Genomic DNA, 26,763 nt, shown 5'->3' on the forward strand with positions numbered 1-26,763 from the left:
GTGGTGGCGCGGATGCTGCGACAGCAGATCCACTGCGTGGAGGCGGACCCGGAGACGTTCCGCTTGGCCGTGAACTACCAGCGGGAGGTTGCCGCCTGGTTCGACCGCACGGCTGGCTGGCGTTTCGAGGTCTACCGGTCGGAGGGGGTGTGCCGGCTGTACAAGCGGCGCCACGATCCGCCGGGCGACCGCGCCCCTGTGGTCCAGCGCAGCAAGTCCTCCACCGCGGCCTCCCCACTGGTGCTGGTCCTGGCGAGCCTGGTGTGCGAGCAGCTGTGGCGCGGTACACAGGCCACGTTCAACGACCTGCAGCGCGCCGTGGTCCAGGCGTGCGGGACGGAAGCCGATGCGGGTCGGCTGCCGCGCTTTCGGCCGGCTGCCGCCGCTGGGGAAAAGCTGGCGACCGCGGCCTCCCACCGGCTGGCGTTCATCAATGCTCTTCGGCTCCTGGAGTCGTGGCATGTCATCGCCTCGGATGTGGCGCTGGACCTTCTGGAGCATGATCAGGGGCTGGACCTGGTCATCACGGCGCGCCGCGAACGCCTGGCCCTGTTGATCGCGTCCGTCGCGCCCTCGCTGCTGGACATCGACCTCGATGCGCCACACACGCATGTCGACGCGCTGTGTGCGGACCAGCGGGAGCTGCCCGAGGACGCACCGGCGAAGGCGCACGAGAGGCGCCGTCGGCATCTGGCGATGCGGGCGGTGCTGGATGACCCCGGCCTGACGCCGGACCCCGACACGGAGGTGGGGCGGTACCTGTCCTCCTACACGGGGCGCGAGCGTGCTCTGGACGCGGCTGCGGTGGCCGGGCTGGCGTGCACCGTGCGCCGGGACTGGTGGACTGTGGCCGACCCGCAGGGGCACACCACTGACCTGACGTTCCCTCACGGCCGCACTCTCGAGCAGCAGGGTGCGCTGCTGCTGTTGGATGTCCTGGCCGGGCGGGACGATCCGATGGGGTGGTTCGGCATCGAGTGGGCGTGCGCCGAGCTGCGCAGGGTCCTGGCCGAGCGCCCGTGGTGGGCCCGCAGGTACCAGGGCATCAACGGGGATCGCTCGTTGGCCGAGGCGGCGATCGGACAGCTGCTGTCCGCCGGCATTGTGGCCGCCGATCCGCCGCCGGGCTCGGGCTGGCGGCCCACGCCTGCCCTCCATCTGTGGCAGGTCCACATTTCCCACGCCGCGAACGCGGTCCAGGACACGGCTGGTGCCGACGGCGCCGCTGAACAGGAGAATCAGTGATGACTGAGCAGCACCGTACGCTTGAGAGCCTGGCCAGCCGCACGGGCAGGAAGACCGTCGTGGTCGATCCGCACCCCGCTGCGGTGGGCCGGTGGCAGCCGACCCGGGCCGGGGCGGTGAACTCCTGGCAGTGGAGCGAGGAGCAGTTCCTCTACAGCTCCGGATGGCTCGCCCTGGTGGGGATGAACGGCTCCGGTAAGTCCTTGACCAGCGGGGTCCTGTGCCCGACGTTCATCGACGGCGAGATCAGCTCCAAGAGCCTGTCGGCCTCGGGCGAGGCGGCCGGCACCCTCACCTCCATCCACACCCAGGGCCGCTCCGGCCCGGCGAAGACCGGCGCCTGGTGGCAGGAGTACGGCCGCACCGATCCCGGTCCCGACGGCCGCAACTGCACCCAGTGGCTGACCGCCGGGCTGTGGCTGAAGACCGGCGGCGGCGAGCGCGTCAGTCTGGAGCGGGCCTGGTTCCTGGCCCCCGCGCGCGTGGACGCCGGTCTGACGCTGGCGCGCGAGGGGATGCCGGTGGATATCGAGGACCTTGCGGCACAGCTCGCCGAGTACGGCGGCCTGCTGTTCACCTCGAACAACCGCCTGGAGAACGCCTGCAAGGACCACGCCGCCGTCGTGCGCGGGGAGGACGAGTATCCAGAAGCGGTCCGCACGGCCATGTACCAGCCGCTGGACGCCTCGCAGATCGAAGCGCTCGGGTCGGTCCTGCGAGCGCTGCGCAGCGTCCAGGCCAACGACAAGGTCAGCCCCGGCTCGATGCGGGCCACGCTCACCTCCGCGCTGCCTTCGCTTGACGCGGCGCGGGTGCAGAGCCTTGCGGACGCGCTGGCCAAGACGGAGCAGTTGCAGAACCGCCTTCGGGACGCCCGCCAGGAGCAGGAGGTTCTCAACAGCATCCGCAAGTTCTACCGGCGCTACGTCGCCGCGGCAGCCGCCAGCGCCGCCGTCGGGTTGCGCGACGATCACGCGCGGCACGGCGACCTGGTCGCCGCCGAAGCGGCCCTGAAGGAGCGGAGGGCGCAGCAGGAGGAGGGCCTGCAGGCGGCTGGTGAAGCGATACGCGATGGCGAGCAGCAACTTGTTCTGCTCGCTCGGACCATCAAGTCGCTGGAGAGCCGGGTTCATGGACACCCGGGCGCGAACCTGGACGAGCTCGCCGTTGCGGCACAGCAGCAGGAGGAACGGGCAAGCCGGAGCGTTGAAGAGGCCCAGGCCGGGGCCGAGGCGCAACAGCAGGCTGAGGCGGTGAGCGTCGCCGCCTCAGGTGAGGCCGAGAGCGCCGTCGGGCAGCTCGGGACGCTGACGCGCCAGCTCGGCCAGTCGGCGGGCGAGGTGGGCGGCGGTGCCTTCCACGCTTCGCTTGACGAGGTGGCCGGGCGGCTCGCGCAGACGCGCGACGAAGCGCCGGCCGCTGAACTGGAGCGGGAGGCTCGGGCTGCTCGTGAGCAGGCCGGTATCTGGCTGGACGCCCAGGCGACGGCCGGCGAAGAGGTGAGTGCGGCCATCAGCCATCTCGCCGCTAAGCTCGATGCCCAGGAGGCGGCCCAGGAGCGCCACGATGCCGCTCGGCGTAAGTCAGAGGCGGCCGTTGAGTGGGCGCAGAGCCGGACGGATGAGGCAGAGCAGGCAGAGGATGCCGCACGTCAGGCGCTGCAAGGGTTCGCCGCTCGTCTGGTACGTCTGTCGGCTCCGACGCACGAGCTCGTGGGTGGCGCCGTGCTGGACCCGCAGGCCATCAGTACCTGGCTCAAGGACGCGTCGGCCCAGGCGCTGGCCGACTTGGACCTGACCGGCGTGCAGGCGCACGCCCGTGCGCTGGCCGACGGGGCTGCATCGGCCGCTGCGCGGGCCGAGGTCGCGCAGATCACCAGTGACGAAGCCGGAGGGCGGCTTGCCCGTCAGACGGATGAACTTGCCCAGCACGCTGACGGCTTGGCACAGGCACCCGAGGCTGTTACGGGCCTGGTCGAGAAGTCGCGCGTGGTCGCCCACTTCGCCGCCGCCCCTGTTACTGCTGGGACGGAGTCGGCGCCCGTTGTCCGGGAAGAAGCCCTGTGTGAGCTGGCCGAGGCTGCCCGCAGCGAACTCGGCCAGCGGCGGGAGCTGCTGCACGCGGCCTCCAAGGCACTCGACGCTTCGGCCGTCGCCGCCCACGACTGCGCGCGCCTGGAGACCGATGCCTCCGACGCACAGAGTGTCGCGGAGCAGGCGCGGCGCCAGGCCGACGAGACGAGCGCCAAGTCGCTCGAAGCTGGGCAGACGTGGGCGGTCGGGGTCCGGGAGTGGGCCGACTCCCTGACTGTCCTCGAGCGCGATCGCCTGCGGCTGCCTGCTGTGAACGGCCGACCGGTGCCGCCGGACGCGCAGAACCTGCGCGACGATGCGGCCACCGCATACCAGCTCGCATCCACGCGGATCACCGCCGATCTGACCGGTGCCCGCATGGAGCTTTCCGCGTGCGAGAACCGTCTGGCCGACCTGGACGATGCGATCGCCGAAGCCAAGCGCAGCGAGGCCCGCCCGGGCCAGCCTGCCTGGCGACCCTCGCGGGCAAACCGGGCCGGCGCACCGCTGTGGGCACTGGTCGACTTCGCCGGGCATCTGCCGGAGGAGGAAGCCGGTCGTCTCGAGGGTGCGCTGCTCACGGCGGGGCTCCTGGACGCCTGGGTGTCACCGGGTGGTGAGCTGTCAGCAGGCGATGTCTGCCTGGTCGCAACCACCGTGTCCGATGGCTCCTCGCTTGCCGACCTGCTGGTGCCCGATGCGCACGGGCCGCTGCCTGCGGAGCTCGTCCAGCAGGTGCTGACCGGTATCCGGGTGGTGGAGCATGGCGAGCAGCCCGCGGCCGGGCAGGCCGCCTTCGCCAAGGACGGCACCGTCCACCTTGGCCCGTTGATCGCCCAGAGTCCCAAGGGCTGGATCCCGCGCTACATCGGTGCCTCCGCCCGTGAGCGCATGCGTCAGCTCCGGCTCACCGAGCTGCGCGAGCAGCGCGCGGAAGCGGCCGACGCCCTCGATGCTGCCGAGGACCGCGTCGAGGCGCTCGCCACCCAGCTGGCCGCCGCCGAATCAGAGCAGACCTCCTACCCCGACCCGGGCGCCTGGCTGCAGCTGGTGACGGCGGCTACGACCACCGCTGGCGACGCCGAGCGGCACGAGAGGGCGGCGCAGCAGGCCGTCCACGCCGCCGAGATCACGGCCGGCAAGGCCGCGCAGGCGCAGCGTTCTGCCACCGTGGCGTGCGACAACGCCTTCGTCGATGCGACCAGCGAGGCCGTGCGGGCTGCTCAGGAGCGGTGCGCCGACCTTCCCGGTTTGGTCGCCGCGTGCCTGGAGGCCGCTCGAACGGCCATCGCCTGTGCGATGGCCATGCACCACGCCGCAGCCCAGGCCAGGAGCGTGAAGGCCGCGCATGCCGAGGCCGAAGCCGCATGGCAGGCCGCCCGCCGAGCCGCGGAGGAAATCGAGAAGGACCGCTCCAGCCTCCCGGCCGAACTCGCCGACGTGCTGCCAACGCGGGCCGGCGCCGATGAGGCGCAGCGTTCGGCCGCCGTAGCCGCCGGTGCCCTGATCGAAGCGGAGCAGGACCTCGGGCGGCACAGCACGCTCGTTCGCGAGGCCACCAGCGCCCTGCACCGCAAGGCGCGCATGCCGCACGGCAGCCTGCCACTCGAGGAAGAGGCCCTGCGCGGCTACCGGTCGGCGGTGCGCAATCTCCAGGGCCTGCTGGGCGAGTGGGCGGCTGCGGCCACGCGCGCCTATTTCACTCTTGCCACTGCGGCCACGCGCCGCGCCGCGATCGTTGAGGCACAGCGCCACGCCGACGCTCTGCGCGGCCGCGCCGAGGCGGACACCGCCGCCGCCGCCACGGCCCGCCACCACTACAACGAGGAACTGCGCCAGCACGACCAGTCCTATCGGGACCTTCAGGCCGAACTGGACCAGCGTCGCAACGACGAGGTGCGGCTGCGCGGGCTTCTGACGGGCCACCGGCAGCAGGAGAAGGCGGCGGAGGTGGGCCTCGCCCTCGCCACCCAGGAGCTGACCGCCAACGCGCAGGCGCTTCACAGTGCTTCACGGTCGGTCGGCACGGCGGTGGCGATCCTCCAGGACCTGTTCGACCAGGGTCTCGTCGACGAACTCGCCGAAGGAGAACTCCTCAGCCGTCCCGAGGACGCGCCCGAGGGCATCCATGTAGCCCGGCTGATCCTCGAGCAGCGTGGCCTGTCGGCCGAGCTGAGGGCCGAACAGGCGCGCCTGGACGAGCGGTCGGCCCGCGGTGCCCTGGAGGGGCGTATCCGTAAGGCCCTTGAGCAGCTGCTGCGGATCCGCCGGCATGTGACCACCGAGGAGGCTCCCGGCACCGGCTGGCGGCGCATCGTGGTCTCCGAGCACGGCCACGACATCGAAACCGGAACCTCCGCCCTCGGAGCCAAGACACTCCGCCAGGCCCTGGACGAAGTCGAAAGCACCATCGCATCGCTGGAGGCGGACTTCAACGACCAGGTCCAGAGCGAGGTCAAGGACGTGGTCTTCTCCGAGCTGCGCAAGGACATCAACGTCCGGATCCACACCGCGGAGCAGATCGTCAACGACATCCGCACCACGCTCAAAGACGTACGCACCGGCGTGGCCCGGGTCGGCGTGAAGCTGGACTGGATACCCAAGACCGACGACCCCGTCGCTCTCAAGGCCCTGTCGCTGATCCGTGACGCCAACCACGAGGGCAGCTTCGATCAGATGTACGACTTCTTCGTCGAGCAGCTAAAGAACGAGGAGAGCAACCACCCCACCTGGGCCAAGCGCGTCGAGCACGTCTTCGACTACCGCAACTGGTACACGTGGGAGATCTCCGTCACCCACCGCTCGTTCTCCGAGGACCCGAACGGCGACGACGAGGTGTTCAAGGCCGTCACCCCGCGCCGCAACCCCCTCGCGAAACTGTCGGCGGGTGAGCAGCGGCTGGCCACCATGCTTCCCCTGCTCGCCGCAGCGCACGCCTTCTACTCCACGGCCGGCTACGAGGGCCCGCGAGCGGTCTTCATCGATGAACTCAACGCCGCGTTCGATGCCCCGAACCTGCGCATGCTGCTCAAGCTCCTGCGCATCTGGGACTTCGACGCCATCGTCACCCTGCCCGCGATGCAGCCGCTCCTGGTCGCCGAGACCGGGGCCGTGGGCATCCACCGCATCCACCAGAAGAGCGACACCATGCGCTACACCATCCCCAGCGTCTGGACCGGACGAGGCACACCGCAAACCGCCCGTATCCGGGTCGGCCGGCCCGCGACCGATACCGACGCACCCGAGTGCGGCACTGTCATCTCCATGACTTCCCCTGAGGCATCCGATGTCTGATCTCACCGATCCCGACATCCGCCCGCTCTGGGAGGCGATCGCCGCCCGCCTGGCGCGCGGGGACGGGCCAGCCTCAATCAAAAATGTCACCGCCGCACTCTCTCGAACCGGCCAGGCGATGGTCTCCGGCTGGCTCGCCCACAGCCGGCGTGCCGGCAGCCGGGCAACCCCGCTGCGGGCAGTCCGAGGCGGCTTCGCCGTCCCCGTCCCCCGCCTGCTGGAGGCCCTCGGCCACACACCCAGCGACCTACGCGCCCTGGTCGAGGCCGCCGGGGTAGAGGTCCCGGATACCGCGGGCGCCCGCCGCGCCACCGAGCAGATGCGCACCGACATCAACCGCTACGCCGAACTCGCTCTCCCCGATACGCCGTCGCTGACGGCCCGCCTGTGCTACGGCATCAGCGACGGCACCATCGCCGAACGGCACCGCCTCATCGACGCACTGGCCCTGGTCCGCGCGCTACTGCCGCTGCCCAGGCCCGTGACGCTCGCCCGGCTCGCCCACCACTGCACCGGCGACCCGCACTACTTCGACCTCAACGACGACGGGCATGGAGACAAGCTGCTGCTCCTTGCCCGGGACCTCCTGCAGGCCGAACAGCCAGACACGCCGGCCGCCGACCGCGCGTTGCTGGCGCGGCTCGGCATAGCCGCCGACCGTCTCTCCCAGACCGTCCTCGTCCTGGGCGTCGGCGCCACCGGCGACGGGCCGACCGACCGCGCACTCAACCTCGCCCGGGCGGACAACCGCCCGCTCCACCTCACACTCCACGACCTGACCGCCCAGCCGCCAGCCCTGGATCCCAAGCGGGCCTGGCTGGTCGTGGAGAACCCGTCCGTCGTCGACGAGGCCCTCATGCGCCAGTTCGACCGGCCGATCGTCTGCACCTCCGGCACCCTGACCGCCGTCGACCACACCCTGCTCGGCCTCGCCCGCAGCTGCGGCGTACCGCTGGAGTACTCGGGCGACCTCGATCCCGCCGGCCACGCCATAGCCGCCGCCGTACAGACGCGGTACCAGGCCACCATCAAGTACATGGACAAAGCCACAGCACCCGAATTGACCGATGGCATCGCCACACCGAAAGAGCCGAGCCCGGACACGACCGTGATCTTCCAGGAGCACCCGGCGCTCCTCGACTTGCTACTCGGCCCCAGTCGAACTGACCCGCTGGCGCAGGTGGTGCTGCATGGACTCGGGCGGGTTCTTCGGCACGGCCCCATCCTGCCGTCCCGGCCCACCCCTGCGCCGTGATCGCAAGTGGGTCGGTCGATTCGTTCCTACGTCCAGTGGCTGACCGGTCAGTCACCTCGACGGTTCCTGCGTCGGTGCCGCGCGTACCGCCATTTGGTCCTCGCCCAGAGGGCTTGGGAGCCACCGAGGATGATCAGTACGGTCGCACCATCCAGGCGTTCGACCAGGGAGTGGTCTGGGCCGACCCGGTGTGCGGCGCGGACGAGGAGAGCCAGGTCTGCGGGCGCCGTGACCGACGCCAGGGCGGCGAGGCACAGTACCGTGCCTGTCACAAGAACGGCGGTATAGAGCTGTACGACACGGCGCTGGGCCGCGGGCAGGTCCGAGGTCGGGTCCGGCGGCACGCTGCGATGTAGGGGGATGACCCGGTGGGCGAGGTAGCGGGCGTAGGCGAGGCCGTCGCCGTACAGGTCCGCAGTCTCGGTGAGGTCTTGGAGGACGAAGTAGACGTCAGTGCGCATGAAGATCAAGAACTGCCACGCGAGCGGTAGCAGCGACAGGAGGGCCAGGAGCTGCAGAGCCGGGCGCTGGGAGGACCAGGGCCCGGCGGCGGCAAGGATGCAGAGACAGGCCACCGCGAGGTTGACGGCCATGCCGGACAGGTAGGCGGTGAGCCGGTGGCGGCGGGGTGCGAGTTCGATGCCGCTCATGTCGGTCTGGGCCACGAGGAACTGCAGGCGGGTGCCGAGTTCGACTCTGGCCGGCACACCGCTGGCGCGGGCCGTGACGAGGTGAGCGAGCTCGTGCAGGAACACCAGCGGCCAGCCGACGCCGAACCCGACGAGGAGTACCAGGCTGCCGTGCGGGCTCCACAGCAAGCTGTGGTACCCGGGCATCAGGCTGGGGTCGTGGGCAACCGCGACGACCGTCGTGATGGCGAGGATGCCCACGGCCCACGGCAGGAGCGGACTGAGCGACCACGCGGCGCGCTTCGGAGTGATCCAGGCAAATGCTGGGCGTCGGGGTGCAGGGCCTGGCACGTCGACGTCGTCGACGCTTGCGACGAAGCCGAGATCGGTCAGGTCGGTGACGAAGTCGGCGACGTCTTTGGTGTCGACGTCCTCGCCTGTCTCGTGAGCGACGCGTCGAGCGGTCTCGGCTACCGTGAGGTGCTGGCGGAGGTGCCCGATGATGTGCGCTCCCACCGGGGGCAGCTCCACCACCTCGCCAGTGACGAGACGGCCGACGATCACGGCATCGCCGTGGGGACGGCTCTGAAGCTCATGCAGGCGCACCCGGCTGGAGCCGGTGATCGGCGGTAGTGAAGGCAGGTCACTCACCTGTCGTCACCGTCGGACGGCTGTGGCAGGGACTTCGCACTGGTGCCGCAGGCCGGGCAGTCGGGCAGTCGGCCGGAGTGCAGCAGCACCGGGTCGTGCAGGGCTGCCAGGTTGATGCCGAACATGGTGCCTGGCTCCATCGGTGGGGCACCGGTCAGTAGCGAGAGGGCGGCGTGGGCCACCAGGAGGCCGGACAGCCCGGCGGTGACCGCGGTCACCGGATTCCAAGGCCGGCGCGGCGAGGCGACCGCCGGGTCCTCCCCGGGGGACAGCCCGAGTTCGCGGCGCCGGATCTCTGCGGTGCGTATGCACTCCCAGCAGCCCCCCGTTCCGGGCACGTGGACACCGGCCGTCGCGACCGGCCCGCGGTAGCCGCCGTCAACCCAGGCCGTTCCGGTGCGCAGGCACACTTCGTTGGCCCACCGGCGGATCTCCGGCGGGTTGTCGGCGCACATCAGCAGCAGGTCGTACGGGCCGGCTCCGGCACGGAGCAGGTCCGCGATGTCCTCGGGGCCTTCCACCAGGCGCCGCTCGCAGGTGACTTCGACGTCGGAGTTCAGGGATGCGAGGTCCGTCGCCGCAACCTCCGCCTTGTACCTGCCGATATCCCTCTCCCGGTACAGCGGCTGCCGGTTGAGGTTTGACAGGCTGACGGTGTCCGGGTCGACGCAGTGCAGGTGCCCGATCCCGGAGGCGACCAGAGCCTGCGCCGCGTAGCCACCCGTGCCGCCCAGTCCCACCAGCAGCACCCGCGCCTGGCACAGTTGCTCCTGCATTTGCCAGGCGCTGGGCCGGGGACTGCGGTCGAGCCAGCGCAGCAGCGGCACACCCCGGCTGTAGCGCTCCATCTGCCGAGCAGAGAGATTCGGGTCCGGAGCGGCACCGTCATCGAGATGGCCGGCCTCGTACAGATCTGTTACGGCTTGGGTGACGTCGGCTCGTGTGATCTGCGGGTGAGACGTACTCACGAGGTCGGCCAGCTCGGGCACTGAGCGGGTGCCGTCCATGGCATCTACCAGCGTCCACACCCAGCCCTCAGGGTCCTCGATTTCCACCCCGATCCCGTAGACGACACTCCCCAGTCGAACTGTCCCGTCCTGCGCCTGATATCCGGAATGCTCCGGCTTGACTCGTGGACGCCCCAGCATGGAAACCCCCCGTTCCCCTCAAACCGCTTGACGTCCACGAATCACATATGACGTACTGACATTCAGTCAACCGTGCACTCACGGCTGATTCTCTTCGAACCCAAGATTGGGGGGACGGCATGAAGATCGTGATCCGGCCGCTCGACAAGAAGAAGACCACCGCGGTGAGCGGCCCCAGCGGGGGCTGACCAGCAAGCCGGGACGGGCGTAGCTAGCGCGTCCGTCCCGGTCGGGGGCGGTCGTCGGCACAGGCCGACGTCCGCCCCCTTCGCATGGACGCCCACCAGAGGGCAGGCGCATAGCTATGGGGAGGACCATGTTCACCGACGCCTCGACCGCCGCGGGCAAGGCAGTGCTCGACGACCGCTACCCCGCGTTGCACGACCTCGCCGACGCGGCTCACCAGCTCGCCGCCCGCCACCCGAACATGTGCCGAGTGCGCACCCTCGGCACGTCGCGCGGTGGCCGTCCCCTGCTGCTGCTGACCATCGGCCACGCCAAGGATCACGCCCTGGTCGTCTCCGGAGCGCACGCAGACGAGTTCTCCGGCCGCGCGACCGTGCTGGAACTCGCCCACCGGATCCTCGCCCAGCCGGCCCAGCACACAGTCACATGGAACTTCCTGCTCTGCCTCGACCCGGACGGCGCCCACATCGCTGAGGACAGCCGCCACGCCCGCACCCTGCCGCAGTACTTCGCCACGTTCTACCGCCCCGCCGCCGAGGAGCAGCCGGAATGGGCCCCGGCCATCGGCGCTGATCTGCCCGAGAGCCGCATCCTCCTCGACCTGATCGATGAGCTCCGCCCCCGCCTGCAGTTCTCCCTCCACAGCACGGACCTCGGCGGCACCTTCGTTCAGGCCACCTGCCACCTGCCCGGCCTTGCCGAACCGTTCGCCAAATCCGCCGCCGCTCTCGGCATCCCCGTCGACTCCGGTTCCTTCGACACCTTCTGGCTCCAGGAACCAGGCCCAGGGGTCTTCACGATGAACGCCGGCGACATCGACCGGCAGGAGAGCACGACCGGAATGCTGACCGCACCCACCGGCGACGAGGAACCAGCCGCAGGTGTCCAGGCCACCACCTGGTTCGCCCCTCAGCGCCACGGCGGCGACACCCTCATCATCGAAGTCCCGGTCTGGGCCTCCCGACCCAACAGCCAGGGCGCCGCAGACCCCCGTATCCACCTCGCCACCTGCTCAGAGCACCTCCGCGACCGCGCACGCCAGATCACCACCCTGTTCGACACCATCCGCCCTCACCTCGCGGACACACCCCTGCTCCGCGCCGCCCACACCCCCCTGACCGCCATGAGCCAGCTGGCCGACCAATGGGACCCCAACGGCGGCGGCAAACGCCTCCTTCAGTCCGGCCTCATGACCCCGGCACGCCTCGAAGGCATCGAACTGTGGGCACACCGCCTCCCCATCCGCACCGCCGCCCTGCTACGCCGCGCCCTCACGCCCGACGACGCCGGCTCGGCCCAGCAGCTCGACATCCTGCTGCACGACTGGTGTGCCCATTACGAGAAGCGGTTCGAGCCCACCTGGATCCCGGTTGCGCACCAGTCCGTCCATCAGGCCAACACCGTTCTGGCCGCCGTGGAAGCGAGTCTGCACGTCGCGTAGATCCGCCCTGGGCAGCATCCGGGGAGCTGTTCCAACAGCCCGACGGCGGCGGCGCGGACACCGACGTCGTCTACGACGGTGATCTGCTCGACTACTCGGACACGTTCGCGACCCGTCAGGTCGGCCTCTATCTGTCCCGCCAGGGTGCCTGGATCGGCTGGGGCGTCGAGGAGTTCCTGACCTGCCTCGGCGCCACCGTCCCGCTCCACCGGCTGCGCGCCCAACTGGCCGACTGCATCGAAGAGCTTTCCCGCCAAGCGGAAGACCGGCGCGCTCCGCCGGCCCAAATCGGCCGTAGTCAGTACCCCGGGCCGCGATGGATGAGACCGCACGCTCCGCAGGCGGGCAAGGAGGCTATCGTCGTTGAGGACTCTACGACTATCAGTGTCGGTGGCGGCCGATACGTTGCCTCCATGACTTCCGTGAACACCGTGGCCGTTCGAGTTCGAACGGGCAGCCCGGCCACTGCCGCCGGTCGCACCACCAAGAACTACCCGTACGGGTCTGCTGCCGCCAGCAAGGTGATCCCGCTGTGGGCCGCACCGTGCGCCCTCGTCCTGCCAGCGGCACGCGAGCGCTGAAAAGGGTGGGGCGGCCGCGCCCCCACCCGGGCACCTGCCCACACACCGCACGGCCGACCAGACCTGGTTGACAGCCCTGCCTCCAGGACTCCAGCCCTCAGCAGACGAGCGGGCCGGGCCGTGGTGACCGCGGTCACCCCCGCCGAAGACCCGGCACGCGAACGGACGGTGCGCTTCGATCCCCAAGGACGGCACCTGGACGTCCCGTACGAGGCCATGCGCTGCGGCGCCTGGACGAGAACGCCCGCACCTACGGATAGGGCCAGCCAGGGAACAGGACCCGGCTCTCCGGCGCCCGCCGACACCTGGGGCGTTGAGAAGTGCAGGATGTACCCGGAGGCCTCGGCCGACCGCCGCTCCTGACCATCGACCGCCACCCAGCGGGGGCGTGGCGCACGCTTGCGGAACGGGCGGCCGACGTCTTGGACAACGAGCTGCTCCCGACCGGCTGCTCGCCCGCGCCCGCGCGGGGCGCCTATGGGGTTTCGCCCTCGGTCGCCGTTCCCGGATGCTCCCCGAGCCACCGCCGCATAGGTAGTGACGTATCTGACCCGCGCTGCCTAGAGTGGGCGCCCCGATCATGAAACTACCTGGGAGGTTGCCATGGCTCGCGTGCGCAGGGACTCGGTGTGGGGTGCGGCTCCGGACACGATCTGGGGCTGCCGGGCGGACTCGACGTGGGACCTTGCCGACGACACGAACTGGGGCGGGTTCGCCACCGACTCATTGTGGTACGCCAATTCAGGCTGGGACGCCGACTGCGGCACCTGCACCAAGGCGTAGCGCGCTATGCCTGGGCCGCAGGGCAGTTCAGGCGGCCGCGCTCAAGTGCTTGCGGGAGTGGGTGGTACTCGTGCCCGCTCACTCCCGTAGTTGCTCCTTCGGCGATGCCGCACCGCAGCAGCGCACCGGGCTGGAGCGGGGCGTCCGTGGCGGCCGCAGCCATTCTCGTCGGCGACCATGCCGACGACGGCGGCCAGGTTCTCGGCGGCCTCAAGGTCGTGGTCGGCCATCTCCATCCAGCAGGCCGATGGCGCCTTGTCGCTTCCTCAGTTATGCCCTACGGATGAACTGAGCGATGATCTGCTCGATCTCCGTTGCGTTTGGGCCTTGCGGTTGGCCGGGTGCGGCTGGCTCGGCGAGTGCCGTGTGAACCGCTGTCGTCCAGGCGTACGGGGACAGGCCGCGCAGGATGGCTGCTTCCACGCTTGCCGCCACCAGTGTGGTGGCACGCTCTGGTGTCGGCCCGGTTGCGGCGAGGGCGGTCACGAGGACTTGGGCCGTCGTGCGGTAGGGGTCGGGCTCTGCCGCGCCTGCCCCGAGTGAGGCGAGGTGCGTCCATGGGCCGAGCTGGTCCGGATCGCGGCCGGCGACCGTCTGCACGAGGGTGGCCCAAGTGGTGAGCGCGTCGGGCCGGCCCCAGGGGGCGGGGCGGCTGAGTGCGGCAGTGACGGCTCCGGGCCGCCACTCGTCGGCCTCGGCCTGGTCCAGGATGGTCGCCTCGTCCAGCGGGAGATCGACGACGTACTGGCGCAGAAGGAGGGCGTGGTCGTCGTCGCGGGTGTCGGGGAGGCGGTCTTGGTCGATGAGGGCGCGGGTGAGGGCGAGGGTTCCGAACGCGGGGATGCCAGCGTCGCGGGCGATCTCGCGCAGCAGCGCGTCGTCCGACCACAGGGGCAGGTGGTGGGTGAGCGCTGCTTGGAGCGGGGCGGCCCACGGCCCGTCGATCTCCAGACGCAGCGTCGGGGTGTCGGCGGTGCCGCGGGGGTTGAGTGCTGCTTCGGCGGCGTCGAGGCCGGTGACGGGTATCAGCGTGGTGGCGTCGGCGGCTGTGGTGATCGCGCTGATCTGGGTTGCCAGGTGTGTCTTGGCGGCTGTGGTGAGTGTGGTGGTCTGCACTGTGGTGGCGTCGTCGGCCAGGCTTGCGGTGTAAGTGGCGGCGAGGAGGCGGTCGATGGCGTCCTCGGTGCGCAGGATGTCGTCCATGCAGACGTCGGGCAGGTGTACGGCGGCGAGGTGGGCGCGCAGCGCGTCCCATCGGCCGGGCAGCAGTGCGGTGAGGGCCAGGGCGCTGGGGTCCAGGACGATCGTGGTGTCGAGGGCTTGGGTGGCGGCGAGGTGTTCGGCTTCCTGGGCGGCCGGGTTGGTGGTGGCGGCTGGGAGCAGGCCGGCGGCTCGCTGGATGAGGGACTGGGTGTAGAGGCCGTTGAGGGTGCTGGCGGCCAGGCCCAGGACGGCGTCCCCGTCGCGGATGGCCTGCAGGACCTGGCGGTGTGTCGAGGAGCGGGCGGCCGCGGTGGTGTGTAGGGCTTTCAGGGTGTCGGCGTCGGGGGCGCCGACTACGGTGGTCAGGCTTCCGTTCGGGTGGCGTGCCTGGTGGTCGTCCATGGCCTGGCCGGCCAGGGTTCGCAGCTCGTGGAGGAGGTCGGGCGTCGGTGTCTGGGTCCAGGGTGCTCCCCACTGGGGTTGTGCGGGGTCGTCGGCGACGGTCAGGGCGCGGTTGACGGCGTCCAGCACCTGGCTGGAGACCTCGTCGTCGGCGGCGAATCGGGTGCGCACGTCGAGCAGCGCGCGGACGCCGCGTTCGGTCCACGGGCGGCGGCGTATCAAGTGGAGCCAGATGAGTGCCTGCTGGGTGCTGGCCGGCTGGGGCTGGTAGCGCTCCCAGACGGCCCAGGCCTCGTTCCACCGGCGCAGGTTGTACAGGGCGCCGGTCTTGGCCCAGGCGAAGTCCTGGGCCGCCTCGTTGCTGCGGACGAGGTCTGCGGCGTCGGTGTCGGGGTTGGCGGTGAGGAGGTCGTTCAGGCCCATTTCGGCGTGCTCGCCGGCCATGGCCCAGTCTCGCATCCGGTAGGCATGGTCCAGAAGGTGCTGGCGCAGCCGCTGCCGAATCGTGCTCGGCAGGCCGGGGCGGGCCAGCAGGAGCAGGGCTCGCTGGACGAGGGCCTGATCGTCACCGCAGCGGCGCAGGACGTCCAGGGCTTTCAGCTCCAGGTTCAGGTCGGCGAAGCGGTCGGCCGCTTGCCGCAGCACGGTTGCGGCTTCGTGTGGCGTGCCGGCCTGTTCCAGGATGTCGGCGAGCTCCATGACGGCCAGGACGCTGGTGTGCTGGAGCGGGCGGAGTGTGCGGGCGGCCTGCGGCAGGTCGCCGAGCTGTGTGTGGGCCTTGGCGGCGAGCACGGCGTAGACGTCGGGTGGGATGGTGGCGGCTGCGCGGCGCTCCTCCAGCGCGGGGATGGGCCACTGGCCGGCCTGGGCGAGGTACTGGATGGCGATGAAGCGCTGGTCCTCGCTGGGCGCGTCGTCGAGTGCCGTGGTCCACAGGCGGCGCAGTTCCTGGGCCTGGGCGCCGCTGGCCTGGGCGCGGAAGGCGGCCAGCTGGGCGGTGTACAACGGTGAGGCCGCCGCCGAAGCGGCGGCGAGCGCATCGCCCGTGTCGAGCTGGCCGGCCAAGTAGGCGCCGCGGGCGGCGAGCGCGGTCAGGCTGGCTGCCGCAGCTTCCCGTGGGGTTGCTTCGCCGTCGGGTGCCGGGAGAGCGACGGCCAGGGCCGCGTCGACGTCGGCCTGCAGCAGCCTCGCCTGCATCAGCACTTCGGCGGCGGTCTCGCTCGGCCCGTCCCAGCACCGGCGCGCTGCTCGGGCATCGGAAGCCAACTGCAGGACCCGGCGCAGGTCCTGATCACGCCCCGGCGACAGGTGGGTACTCAGGCGGGCCAGGAGGGCTCGGGCGATCAGGATCTGCGCGGCCGAACTTCCGGGAGAACGCGACAGGGCGGCCTCGTAGTGGGTCAGCGCCCCGTCATAGTCGTTGCGTGCCGCGCACTGGTCGCCCAGGAACATGCGGGCTGTCGGCGACGTCCGCCAGGCGTCGATGTTGTGTGCGGACAGGCTCTGCGGCACCTCGGCCGGGCCTGGCCTGCCCCGGTGGGCAAGGATGGCCAGGCCGATGTCGGCGAGGATCTGCCCGCCCTCCAGATCGCGGGCCGCGCGCAGGGTCTGCTCGGCCTGCGGCACACCGGCGTTCATTTCGAAGATTCCCGCGCTGGCCTGCCAGTGCCCCGGCGGCTGTGCGCCTGCTGCGGCCGCGCGGGCGAACGCGTCGGCGGCGCGCGCAGGCAGCTCGTGCTCGTTGGCGTAGCCGCCGATCGCGCACCAGACCTCGCGCTCGTCGGGCCCCTGCCACTTCGGGTTGGTCTTGGTTCGCCCGGTCAGCCAGTTGGGCGTGCGCTCCAGCAGAACCGCGCAGCAGGCGTCCGGGTCATGGCGGCCACCCGCGAGGGTGGCGGTGAGGCGCTCGACGGGCCTGCGGGCTTCCAGGTTGGTGCGGGGGACCTGGGCGTGCAGGCGCACCAGCGCGGTGACGGCCTCAGGCGGCAGGTGGCCAAGGTGGTCGTGGAAGGCAGTGAGCGCGGCGTCGCCGTAGACCCGCGGTGCGTCCGCGAGCCCGGCGAGCGTCTCCCGGGCACTGGCGTCGAGCACCTGGGCGGCCGGGACCTCAAGTTTCCAGTTCTCGCCCGCGGGCACGGCGGTGTCGGCGGTGACCTGCTGCCAGTACGCGCACCGGCGCTCGAGGTCGACGAGGACCACGATGATTGGGAAGTCGTGGTTCAGCCAGTACTGGTAGTGGTCGTCACCGAAGCGGAACCACCAGCCGGCCGACGATCGCTCATCGAACCAGCTCGGGCCGGACTTGACCTGGATGCCGAGGTGGCGGCCCCTGGTCTGTCCCTCGGTTACGACCTCGACATCGAAGTCCACCCCGAGATCAGTGTCGTGGATCTCCCGGGGAATCCAAGCGAAGGTTTCGAGGAACAGGTCCTGCACGATCGTGGCGCCCCGGCGCCCGGTGAACTCCGTGGTGGCCACCCGCACCGTGCACTCCTCCCACCGGTTTCACGTTCGGCTTCGTCCCGTGCCGACCGGATACCGCGGTGGTGCCACAAGGAGCTGAACGTCAGGTCAGCGTTCTACCAGTCACCGCCAGTCCCGTCCAACCTGACGTCAGCGGTAAGGCGTTGCCGCCAACAGCCAAACCCACGTTGCGGCCGCCCATTGACGAGGGAGACCGAGGAGGCCGAGCGGGACACCGCAAAGGTGGCTCAACTGCCACACAAGATCATCAACGTTCAGCCTGAAGACCTTGGGACTCCTCGCTGGCATCGCCGGTCCGTGCCGGACGCGATCATGCTGCCTCACGAACAGTCCCAGTGGTGGTCCACCGGACGGTCCGGGCACAAGCGGCACTCGAAGATGTAGACGCCGCCCGCGTCCCCGAACATCACCTGGGCAGGACTGTGCGCCCCGCGGCCCCCGGTGGCATCCCGGCGTTCCTCGCCGGTCTCGCTGTCGCGGTCCTCCAGCGGAAGCCAGGTGCGGTACGACAGGCCGTCGTACTCCCAACTGCTCACCGTCAGGAGGTGGTCCATCGTCTGCCCGCAGGTCGGGCAGTCCGGCCAGCAGGGATCCTGGGTCCAGCTCGGATATCCGCCGAGCTTGATCCCCGGGGCCGCGGCCAGGTGGTAGCTGTACCACAGGCCGGTGCGGGCCTTCAGTTCCTCCATCCGGACGCGCAGCTCCTCGCCCAGCTCCTCCGGCATGTCCCAGCTCGGGTAGTCGACTACTGGCTCGGGGTACAGGACGCACGGGGCCGGGATGCTGTCCTCGGGCGCCGTACTGATGGTCGACAGCGCTGTGACGAGGACCGGGCCGACCGAGTCGGAGCTACGCCAGACCACCCTGGGCGTCGGCTCCGGGCAACGGTCGACGATGAACGGGCACCAGAGCACCTGGAGCAGGTCGGTCCCGGCGGGGAAGTCCAGTTGGGGCACGTCCTGTCGGTGGATCTGGACGACGGACACCATCGGCACCGGCCCCTCCGTCTCGGGCCGGTCCCACCCCGCCGGATGGCTGGTGCTCGGGCAGAGCGGCCACGGCTCATCTGCGGGCCACAACAGCGGTCCGCCGACCGAGCTCTCGGCCGAGGACGGGCTGCCGGCGCGCGGATGAAGGCGTATCGCGTCGCGGCGCAGCGGCACCAGTTCGGGGAAGAGCTGCTCCACGCCCACGGGGCGTTGCGGGGTCGTGCGGGTCGTTCGTCGTCTCCAGCTTGCGGTGCGTCGGTGCTCTTGGGCGGGCCGATGGGGGGTGGAGTTGGTTCAGGGGAGGTACGGGTCGACTCGCTCGCGCGGTCAGGGAATGAAGTGCGCTCCGAGCAGGCCTTGGCCGACGCGTGCTGCGGCGCGCCAGACCGGGGGTACGCCGTCGAGAAGGGCGTCGATGTCTTCCCGGTCGCCTTCGGGGTAGAGGGCGGCGGTGAGGAGCAGCTCGGCTTGGCGTCGTGTTTGAGGGGTCCAGGTGAAGGCTCGTTCGACGGCGGGAAGGGTCTGGCGGACCTGTTCGGGGGTGAGGATGAGGTCTCCGAACCAGCCGGGTAGTTCAGCGTTGCGCTCAGGTCCGAGGGCGAAGGCCATGGCGGCTGCCGGGTAGCCCTTGCGGGTGGAAACCGCGAGGTGGGGAAGGGTCTTGTCGTAGCCGCGTTCCCATGCCTCGTAGACGAGACAGATCCTCTCGTCCAGTGCGGACGGGGCGGCGGCGTCGAGGAACTGGTGCATGAACGCCTCCGTGCTGCCCTCCTGCTGCCATTGCTGGAGAAGGTCCCTCGATTTGGGGAGTGCGGCTTCGGCCTCGATGGCCGGGGCCAGCTCTGTCCCGTATTGCGTGATGGTGTCGGCGTGCATGGGTATCAGGCACCACATCCCCAAGAAGCTCACGGTGGCTCCCCTTCTCTCCTCGTGGTGGTGTGATGTTGGCATGCTGGCCTGACATCGGGTTCCCGTCCTCTTCCGGACCGCCTCATGGGCGCTCCGGGCAGCCATACGAACATCACGCAGGGTGTCAGGGCATTGGCTGTTCAGGTGGGCGGTCTACGACCTGGGAATCCCCCGTCACCTCCGTGGGAACGTCTCAACAACGGGGCATAGTGGTCGGCCCAGAGGTAGCTCCGGCGGTAGAGCGGGAGAAGCATCCGCGGCGGCCACCATGACGGTCCCCAAGTAGCCGCCGCACCAGTCGCCTTGCCGTCTAGTGCTGCGACCGAGAAGGTTCACCGGGTCGGCGTCCGTGATCCGCTCTTGTGTCACTTGCGTTGGGCTGCAGCACTGCGGGACCCGTCACACGGCTCGGTGCATGAACAACCGCCGTGACCTATCAGTGCTTGCAGCGGAGTCTGGTGGGCCGAGGACGACGGTGGCGATCACAGTGTTCGACGGCCGCCTCGGTGCGCTCACCGGGGGCTGAGGCCTCACCGTTACAGGTCAGGGTATGTGGTTGATGGTGCCGTCCTGGTGGGGGCAGTTGAGCTGCTGGGCAGTCCAGTTGAGCGTGGAGCCGCCGTCCACCGAGTCGCCGATGTTGATGTCGCCGTGCGGCGCTGTGACTGTAGCCGTCGCCTCGCCGCTCAGGCCCTGCCCGATGTTGATGGAGCCCTGGGCAGAGTTGATGGTGGCGATGGAATGCTGGTCGATCTTCTGGTTGATCTGGACGTCGCCCTGGGCGGTGATGGTGGCGATGGAATGCTGGTCGACCTTCTGGTTGATCTGGACGCCGCTTTGGGCGGTGAGTGTGGCATTGGCCCATGCGTTCACACTTTGCCCAATCCTGATGGCGCCGTGCACCGAGGTGATATCCGAGGTCGTGTGCTGGTCGAGCATTTCGTCGATTGACACCTCGCCCTGCGCCACGATCTTGACCTTGGAGTAAGCATCCACTGTCTGGCCGATGTGGACCGTCGTGCCGGCGATCAGGGTGGCAGAGCTGTGGGCGTCCACCTTCAGGCCGATGTCGATCTTGCCCGAGGTCGAGGTGATCATCGCAGACGAGTGCTGGTCTATCGTCTGACCGATCGCGACGTCGCCGCCGGCCAGGATTTCGACCTGGGCGCCTTGATCGATCTTCTTGCCTATGCTGACGGTCGTGGCCGCCTTGAGGTTGGCGTACGTGCCCTGGTCACTGATCCTGTCGTTGATGGTGATGCTGCCGTGCCGGCTTTCGAGCGTGACCCTGGCACCGTTGTCGATCTTTTCCAAGGTTATGTCACCGTCGAACGACTCTTCGATGGCCATGAAGCCGGAGCCCGAGTACGTGCCGAGGTTGATCGGCGGGTAGGTGGGAGCCGCGTCGAAGATCCGCACGAACGACGCGGTGGACGGGACACCCGCGGCACTCAGGAAGAACAGCATGTAGTAGCCGGGCGGGGCGAGCGTCTTGTCGGTGGGGAACTCGATGGTGATGGTCCCCGCGCCGCCTGTGGTCTTGAGCAGGATCGCTCGCTGATCCATGTCGACCGAGTGTGTGACCGCGCACGGCCGCATCATCGTGACTTTCGCGACCGGCGGGCCCCCGGAGGTGTCGACCACGACAGACGATCCGTAAGGGATCTCCTCCTGCACGCCCGTCACCACCGGTCGTGGACCGGCGAACAGGTACGGCGGGTCGTAGATCTGGATGGAGACGTCGTCGTGCTGGTTCGGCTCATCGGGGTTGTAGGCATCGGTGTTGCCGGCCATGGCGACGCGGGCATCGGGCAGAAGGACCGCCGTGGAATGGTATCCCCGTGGATGGTCGGCGCGGGGATTGGGCTCGACGAGCGTGAAGATCTCGGTGGCCGGGTCGAATATCTCGGCCTCCATGACGGGCCCGAAACGGTCCGTGTGACCTGCGGCAGCTCCCCCTGAATAGCCGTTGACAACGAACACCGTGCCATCCGGCAGAAGGACGGTATCGGCCATGAGGCGGGCAACATTCGGTGTGCCCTTCGTGGCCCGCCACCGGGAATTCAGCGGCGCGGCCGGGTTGAACTCGAAGACGAACGCGCCCCGGACGGCTGGCTTGTCCGACTGCGTGTTGAAGTCGAAATTGTTTGACGTACTGCCGCCCACGATCATGATTCGGGGTGCGTCGCCCTGCTTCTGCGGTAGGAGCACATGACCCGTCTGCATCGGATACGTCTGCCGGCCGACCCCCGGGGGCATGAAAACGGCCCCGTCGATGAACGAGGAGCTGTCCAGGTCGAAGAGCGAGGTCTGGGTCTCGATATGGACGAAGAGAGTGTAACTACCCGGCAGCAGGCAGATGATCGGATACTGGTCGGCGGAACGGAATTTTTGCTGTGGTGTCGTGCCGTGCCAGAACTCCCCTGGAGGAACGGTCTCGAACTGATCATTCTCCGCCCAGTTCGAACCGGAAGCAACCCACTGCTGAAGGTTCGACAGCCCGCCCGCGATGAACGCGGTACCATCGCCAAGGGTGAGGCAGGTCGGGTAGTAGCGGCCGTCCTGCAGGTCTGGCCAACGCGTCCAGGCGTGGGCGATGGGGTCGAACGTTTGCAAGTCCCGCAGCGCGCCGTTGTCGGTTCCGCTTACCGAACTGAGCCAGGAGGACCAGAAGTTGGGGTCGAAGTAGTTGGAGCCCAGGAAGTCGTAGTTTTCGATGGCACCAGCGCCGTCCTGGCCACCCGCTACCAGAATGGTGCCGTCCGCGAGCGCGCACTGCCCGGCGCAGAACGAGTTGCGACCGATGGCTTCGACCGGTTCAGCCTGCGCCGGCAAAGCGGGATCCCAGATTTGGTAGGACCCCAGTGTCGGGTTGTTGAACAAAGACACGAACTGGTCGTTGTCCTTGCCCAGCAGGCCGACCGCCCGCGAGTCGAAGCACCAATAGAGTACCTTTCCCGTGTGCAACACGACAGCGTGGACGCCCACGATACTCAGCGCGTTATCGAAAGAATCTTCCCATTCTCCCATCGGTTTCGTCATGGCTGCTCTCCGGCTGGAAGATCCGCCTGGGCGTGGATGGGTATGCTGGCCACGGAGTCGCCCCAGGCCAGCTCGACAAAGTACCTGCCGGGCACCACGGGACGGTAGAGGATCACACCGGGCCGGGGACCCTGGGTCACCACCCCGCCCGGAGCGTCGACGCTGGGAGGAGCACTCGTACCGCTGCCGGCCGGGCTGACCCGATAATGGATGGCGACTTCCTCTCCCACCGCGACCGGGTGGTCGTTCGTGAGCGGCCCGGCTGGGGTGAAGGCGTCTGCCGCGGTAACCCTCGGCCTCCTGGCGATCTCCAGTTTTGGGCCGCCGAAGGCGAAGGGGTAGGCCCACCCGTCCATGCGGACGAGGCCGAAGATGCTCGCGGACATTTCCACCGGGTAGCCGCGGCCAAACTCCACGATCAGATCCCACGTCTTACGGAAGTCGGGCGCGTGCTTCAGTACGGCGACCGGCCCGCTGGTCGCGCCTTCGGGAATTCGAACCTGTAGGCCGTTTTTGACGGGGCGGACGACCTCCGCTGGCTGATGCGGGCAGAACATCGCGCCATAGCCGCACGGTCGGTCCTCTTGCTCGTCGTCCTCCGCCTCGTCACGGTCCGGACGCAGGAGCAAGGTAAGCGGGTCACCGACCGACGAGTCGTCGGATGGCGTGCGACCGGGGTGCACCCACTGCACGATCTGGTGGACGGTGAGTCCGCTGAGTGCCTCCAGGAACGTCGTCACCGGATTTCCGCGCATCCACCTGCGGGCCAATGTCTCCAGGCGTCTACGAATCTCAGCCGGTGGCCTCGGTACGCACTTCTGATCGCCCTCGATCAGCCGTTGTGTCGCGTTCGCGATGACACTCGATGCTTCCAGCGGGAGAAGCGTGCCGGGGCCCTGGCCAAGGTACGCCGCCGATTCGCGCGAGAGGACGACAGGAAAAGCGATCGCGTTCTCGATGGCTCGCACGATGCCGATGATGAAACGGTCGCGCTGACGAGGACGGTCCTTCGAAACGAATGCCGCCCCTGCAAGCAGGTCGATCGCAGCAGCGAGCTGCACGCGATCGTCGGTCTCATCTTCGCAGAACTCATCCTCCTCGCCTTCCGTATCAAGCGGGCCGGCCGGGTGATCCACCGCGATGCAGTGCATCTCGTCAACGACTCGGGCAAAGGCATGAGGCTGTCCGAGGATTGCCAGCCGGCACAGCGCCGCCAGGTTGGTCAGGGCTGCCAGGTCGGCTCTGAGTTCGTTGAGACTCCGTGCCGCGACGTCATGGAGGCCCTGTCCGTCCGCGCAGGTCTGAACCGCCTGGCAGAACTGGATCAGCACTCGCTGATCCACGAACGGTGGGACAGCGATCGTGTTCTCCGGATGCTCCATGAGGCTCATGGCAGCCGGTTTCCCGACCATCACCATGCTTCCATGGAAAACTTGGCCAGGATTGGCGGTCAAGCCTTACCGAGCCGTAACTTTCAACGGATTCTGAAGAGTTGAAAGCCGTATCAGAATCATTCCACGAATGGCGGCCGGCGCAGGTCGAGCCACCCTCGCGGGACGCCCAGCTTTCGATCCCCCGATGCCGCATCCTGGACAGCGGCAGCGGCCACCCGAGGAGGGTGAATGAGCAAGCAGAGCGGGCCCCGTCAGGCCACTCGGTACCAGGCCCCCCGGGGCTGGCAGCTGTTCCATCACCCCAACGAGAAATCGGACGGGTGGGAGTGCCTGCCGTACAGCGATACCCACCTGTTGGGTTCCCCGTCGACCACGATCGGTCCGTACACCTTCTTTCTCACCGCAGTCGCGGCCGGTGACGGGCACCAGCCCACCGGACAGCTCGTCCTCCGGATCCCCCACGCCGATCCGCTGGTAGAGCAGAAGGGCGAATGGCTGAGCAACGCCACCCGGAACCGGCGATGGTGGCTGGGGCTCGGCCCCGACGAGGAGATAGCGGCACTGCTCAGCCTCCAGCTCGGTATTCGGCTGCGCTCCGGCGGGCTCCTGAGCATCGCTGGTCAGGCCGCCTCCGGCGGCCGTCCTCCCCAGCGGAGTCCCTTCTCGCTGCGGATGCGGGTGCGCTCCTTGCGTTGGGCGGCCAGGACGTCGGGGTGGCGGGCGTTGGCGTTGCGCCAGCGCAGGTAGCGGTGCAGTTCGCGGGTCTGGACCGTGTGGTTCGGATGGTTCGAGTTGGCGAGGGTGAACTGCCGCAGCGGTCCGAAGTGCGCCTCGATGGGGTTGGCCCAGGATGCGTTGGTCGGGGTGAAGCACAGATGGATGTTGTTGTTCTTCGCCCAGCGCAGGATCTTCTTGCCGTTGTGGGCGGAGAGGTTGTCCAGGATGACGTAGACCGGGGCGCCGTCCGGGCGGGCGGCCCGGATCGACCTGAGCGCGGCCAGGGTGTTCGCGGTGCCCTTGCGGCGCCGGTTGACGCCCCACATGGTGTCGTCGCCGACCGAATAGCAGCCGTGGAAGTACGTGACGCCGTGGGTCCGGTGGTAGGTCGCCGGCAGCCGGTCGGGCCTGCCCTGTTCGGCCCAGCAGTTGCCCGCGGTGGGGCGGATGCCGAGCGGTCCGAACTCGTCGAACGCGAACGTCCGGTCCGGGAAGCGTTCCAGGACGTGCTCGATCCGGTCGAGCTTGGCGTCGTAGTCGGGGGTCGGTGGACTCCTTCCACGTCTTGGTGCGCTGGAAGGTGACGCCTCGTCGGGCGAGCAGGCAGCGCAGAGCTTCGCGGCCGATGCGGATCACCCGGCCGTGGACGCGGCGCAGGTAGGCGGCGAGTTTGCGGATCGACCAGCGGGTGAAGGGCTGGCCAAGCTTGGCGGGTCGGGTGGTGGCCGTCTTGATGACGAAGTCCTCGTCGTCAGGACTGAGAAGGCGGGGACGGCCTCCCGCCCAGCGAGGGTCCAGGCAGGCCAGGCCGATCTCGTTGAACCGGTGGATCACATCGCGGACGGTGTCCTCGTCTGCCTGTACGAGCCGGGCGATCACCGGCACCCGGTTGCCGCCGGCCGAGGCCAGTAGCATCATCGCCCGCCGGTACCGCACCGAGCTGGTGCCGCCCCGCCGCACGATCTTCTGTAACTGCTGGCCTTCGTGGTCCGTGAGCCTGCGGACCATGACCGGCTCTGCCATCGCGCCCCTCCGAGTTGAATGTCTCGCGACATCCAACCGGCCGAGGGCCCGCCAGCGCCAACCCGGCGAACCTATGCGGTCAGAGCACTAGTCTGCGACCGCGCTCGTACAGTGCCGACTGTCGTTGAGTGCTGCTATCTGTGGCAGCGTGACCAGCGATGACAAGGGCTCCATGCCGCAGAGGTTCAACGTCGCACTCGGGCCGGAGAGCGGCCCGTACGCGTGCCCGTGCTGCGGCTACCTGACCCTGGAAACCCGCGGGGCGAACGAGACATGCCTCGTGTGCTACTGGGAGGACGACGGGCAGGACGAACACGACCGCGACGAGGTCCGCGGCGCTCCGAACGGGACACTGAGCCTTGCCGAGGCACAACACAACTACGAGACGATCGGCGCCTGCGCACCTCAGTGGGCCAAGTACGTTCGCGCGCCCTTCCCCGAGGAACGGAAGTACAAGGACCCGGAGTACCGCTGGCTCTAGAAAGCTGGCGATCCCCCAGGGCCAGGGGCGCCGCTCGATGCTCCGGCCACTTCAGAGGCGGCGCAGGACCGCGACGACCTTGCCCAGGATGATGGCGTTGTCGCCGCTGATCGGCTCGAATGCCGGGTTGTGGGGCATCAGCCAGATCCGCCCCTGCTCGCGCATGAGGCGCTTGACGGTGGCCTCGCCGTCGATCATCGCGGCCACGATGTCGCCGTTCTCGGCGACGGGCTGGCGGCGGACGACGACGGTGTCCCCGTCGGTGATGGCCGCCTCGACCATGGAGTCGCCGCGCACGGTGAGCGCGAACAGCTCGCCCTCGCCGACCAGCTGGCGAGGCAGCGGGAGGATGTCCTCGACTGTTTGCTCGGCCAGGATCGGACCGCCGGCGGCGATCCTACCCACCAGCGGCACGGGGATGGTCGCGCCGGTATTCTCGGTGGTGTCGGTGAGTGCGGTCTGGCGGTCGGCCCACACGCGGTAGGCGCGGGGCCGGTGCGGGTCGCGGTACAAGAACCCCTTGCGTTCCAGCGCCTTGACCTGGTGGGCGACCGAGGAGGTGCTGGTCAGGCCGACGGCCTGGCCGATCTCGCGCATGGACGGCGGGTAGCCGCGGCGCTGGACGGAGTCGCGGATGACCTCGATCACCCGGCGCTGGCGCTCGGTGAGGCCGTCGGCGTCGGCACGCACGCCCGGAGGCCGGCCGCCGCGGGTGCGGGTCGTCGTGGTGTCGGCCATGGTGCCCTCTCGATCGTGCGGGTGTTGACTGTATCCGGCGTCCTGCGGGTCCGTCACGGGGCTTAGAGGTTCGCTGACCTCCCCGGATGCCTGCGC

Annotated in this window: 15 protein-coding genes and 1 pseudogene; 7 read left to right on the forward strand and 9 right to left on the reverse strand. The window is 69.2% G+C overall.

Annotated elements, in window-relative coordinates; genetic code table 11:
* Nucleotides 1–12 precede the first annotated feature (12 nt).
* The 3 genes from ACIRVF_RS39160 to ACIRVF_RS39170 are packed head-to-tail and all read left to right on the forward strand — an operon-like array spanning nt 13 to nt 7,866.
* Entirely contained in the window at nt 13–1,245 is a 1,233-nt protein-coding gene (locus ACIRVF_RS39160) for a DUF2398 family protein (RefSeq protein WP_402829162.1), read from the forward strand.
* Nucleotides 1,245–6,611: an SbcC/MukB-like Walker B domain-containing protein gene (locus tag ACIRVF_RS39165; protein WP_402829164.1), complete on the forward strand. Its 5,367-nt coding sequence runs from the start codon at nt 1,245–1,247 to the stop codon at nt 6,609–6,611. The genes ACIRVF_RS39160 and ACIRVF_RS39165 overlap by 1 nt, the downstream gene beginning before the upstream one ends.
* On the forward strand, nt 6,604–7,866 hold the full coding sequence (locus ACIRVF_RS39170; RefSeq protein ID WP_402829166.1) for a TIGR02679 domain-containing protein: 1,263 nt from the start codon (nt 6,604–6,606) through the stop codon (nt 7,864–7,866). Before ACIRVF_RS39165 ends, ACIRVF_RS39170 begins: the two co-directional genes overlap by 8 nt.
* Nucleotides 7,867–7,913: 47 nt before the next feature.
* On the opposite strand, the gene ACIRVF_RS39175 is transcribed toward ACIRVF_RS39170, so the two are convergent.
* Complete coding sequence (locus ACIRVF_RS39175; protein WP_402829168.1) at nt 7,914–9,146, reverse strand: hypothetical protein; 1,233 nt, start codon at nt 9,144–9,146, stop codon at nt 7,914–7,916.
* On the reverse strand, nt 9,143–10,294 hold the full coding sequence (locus ACIRVF_RS39180) for a HesA/MoeB/ThiF family protein (protein ID WP_402829170.1): 1,152 nt from the start codon (nt 10,292–10,294) through the stop codon (nt 9,143–9,145). Before ACIRVF_RS39180 ends, ACIRVF_RS39175 begins: the two co-directional genes overlap by 4 nt.
* 316 nt (nt 10,295–10,610) lie before the next feature.
* On the opposite strand from ACIRVF_RS39180, the gene ACIRVF_RS39185 reads away from it, so the two are divergent.
* The 3 genes from ACIRVF_RS39185 (at nt 10,611) to ACIRVF_RS39195 (ending at nt 13,285) form a co-directional block, all read left to right on the forward strand.
* Complete coding sequence (locus ACIRVF_RS39185; RefSeq protein ID WP_402829172.1) at nt 10,611–11,921, forward strand: M14 family zinc carboxypeptidase; 1,311 nt, start codon at nt 10,611–10,613, stop codon at nt 11,919–11,921.
* A gap of 413 nt (nt 11,922–12,334) precedes the next feature.
* Nucleotides 12,335–12,502 carry a hypothetical protein gene (locus ACIRVF_RS39190; RefSeq protein WP_402829174.1) on the forward strand — a complete coding sequence of 56 codons (168 nt, stop codon included), beginning with the start codon at nt 12,335–12,337 and terminating at the stop codon, nt 12,500–12,502.
* A gap of 603 nt (nt 12,503–13,105) precedes the next feature.
* Nucleotides 13,106–13,285, forward strand: a complete 180-nt coding sequence (locus tag ACIRVF_RS39195; protein ID WP_402829176.1) for a hypothetical protein — start codon at nt 13,106–13,108, stop codon at nt 13,283–13,285.
* Nucleotides 13,286–13,555: 270 nt separating this feature from the next.
* Here the strand turns inward: ACIRVF_RS39195 and ACIRVF_RS39200 are convergent, their stop codons facing one another.
* The 6 genes and pseudogenes from ACIRVF_RS39200 to ACIRVF_RS39225 all read right to left on the reverse strand — a co-directional run bounded on the left by ACIRVF_RS39200 (nt 13,556) and on the right by ACIRVF_RS39225 (nt 25,448).
* Nucleotides 13,556–17,368, reverse strand: coding sequence for a DUF4365 domain-containing protein (locus tag ACIRVF_RS39200; protein ID WP_402829178.1), 3,813 nt, complete (start codon nt 17,366–17,368; stop codon nt 13,556–13,558).
* 326 nt (nt 17,369–17,694) lie between these two features.
* On the reverse strand, nt 17,695–18,561 hold the full coding sequence (locus tag ACIRVF_RS39205; protein ID WP_402829180.1) for a DUF1963 domain-containing protein: 867 nt from the start codon (nt 18,559–18,561) through the stop codon (nt 17,695–17,697).
* A gap of 129 nt (nt 18,562–18,690) precedes the next feature.
* A complete protein-coding gene (locus ACIRVF_RS39210) occupies nt 18,691–19,239 on the reverse strand; it encodes a hypothetical protein (protein WP_402829182.1) in 549 nt (182 codons plus the stop codon).
* A 576-nt stretch (nt 19,240–19,815) separates the two neighbouring features.
* Nucleotides 19,816–22,314: a galactose oxidase-like domain-containing protein gene (locus ACIRVF_RS39215; protein ID WP_402829184.1), complete on the reverse strand. Its 2,499-nt coding sequence runs from the start codon at nt 22,312–22,314 to the stop codon at nt 19,816–19,818.
* A complete protein-coding gene (locus ACIRVF_RS39220; RefSeq protein WP_402829186.1) occupies nt 22,311–23,732 on the reverse strand; it encodes a hypothetical protein in 1,422 nt (473 codons plus the stop codon). Before ACIRVF_RS39220 ends, ACIRVF_RS39215 begins: the two co-directional genes overlap by 4 nt.
* A gap of 596 nt (nt 23,733–24,328) precedes the next feature.
* Nucleotides 24,329–25,448: pseudogene (locus tag ACIRVF_RS39225) on the reverse strand (IS630 family transposase).
* Between the two features lie 148 nt (nt 25,449–25,596).
* On the opposite strand from ACIRVF_RS39225, the gene ACIRVF_RS39230 reads away from it, so the two are divergent.
* Nucleotides 25,597–25,929 carry a CPCC family cysteine-rich protein gene (locus ACIRVF_RS39230; RefSeq protein ID WP_402829188.1) on the forward strand — a complete coding sequence of 111 codons (333 nt, stop codon included), beginning with the start codon at nt 25,597–25,599 and terminating at the stop codon, nt 25,927–25,929.
* A 51-nt stretch (nt 25,930–25,980) separates the two neighbouring features.
* Here the strand turns inward: ACIRVF_RS39230 and lexA are convergent, their stop codons facing one another.
* Nucleotides 25,981–26,667: a transcriptional repressor LexA gene (gene lexA, locus ACIRVF_RS39235; protein ID WP_402829234.1), complete on the reverse strand. Its 687-nt coding sequence runs from the start codon at nt 26,665–26,667 to the stop codon at nt 25,981–25,983.
* Nucleotides 26,668–26,763 lie beyond the last annotated feature (96 nt).

Origin of the sequence: Kitasatospora sp. NPDC101157 (genome assembly GCF_044768255.1) — a bacterium.
Taxonomy (GTDB): domain Bacteria; phylum Actinomycetota; class Actinomycetes; order Streptomycetales; family Streptomycetaceae; genus Kitasatospora.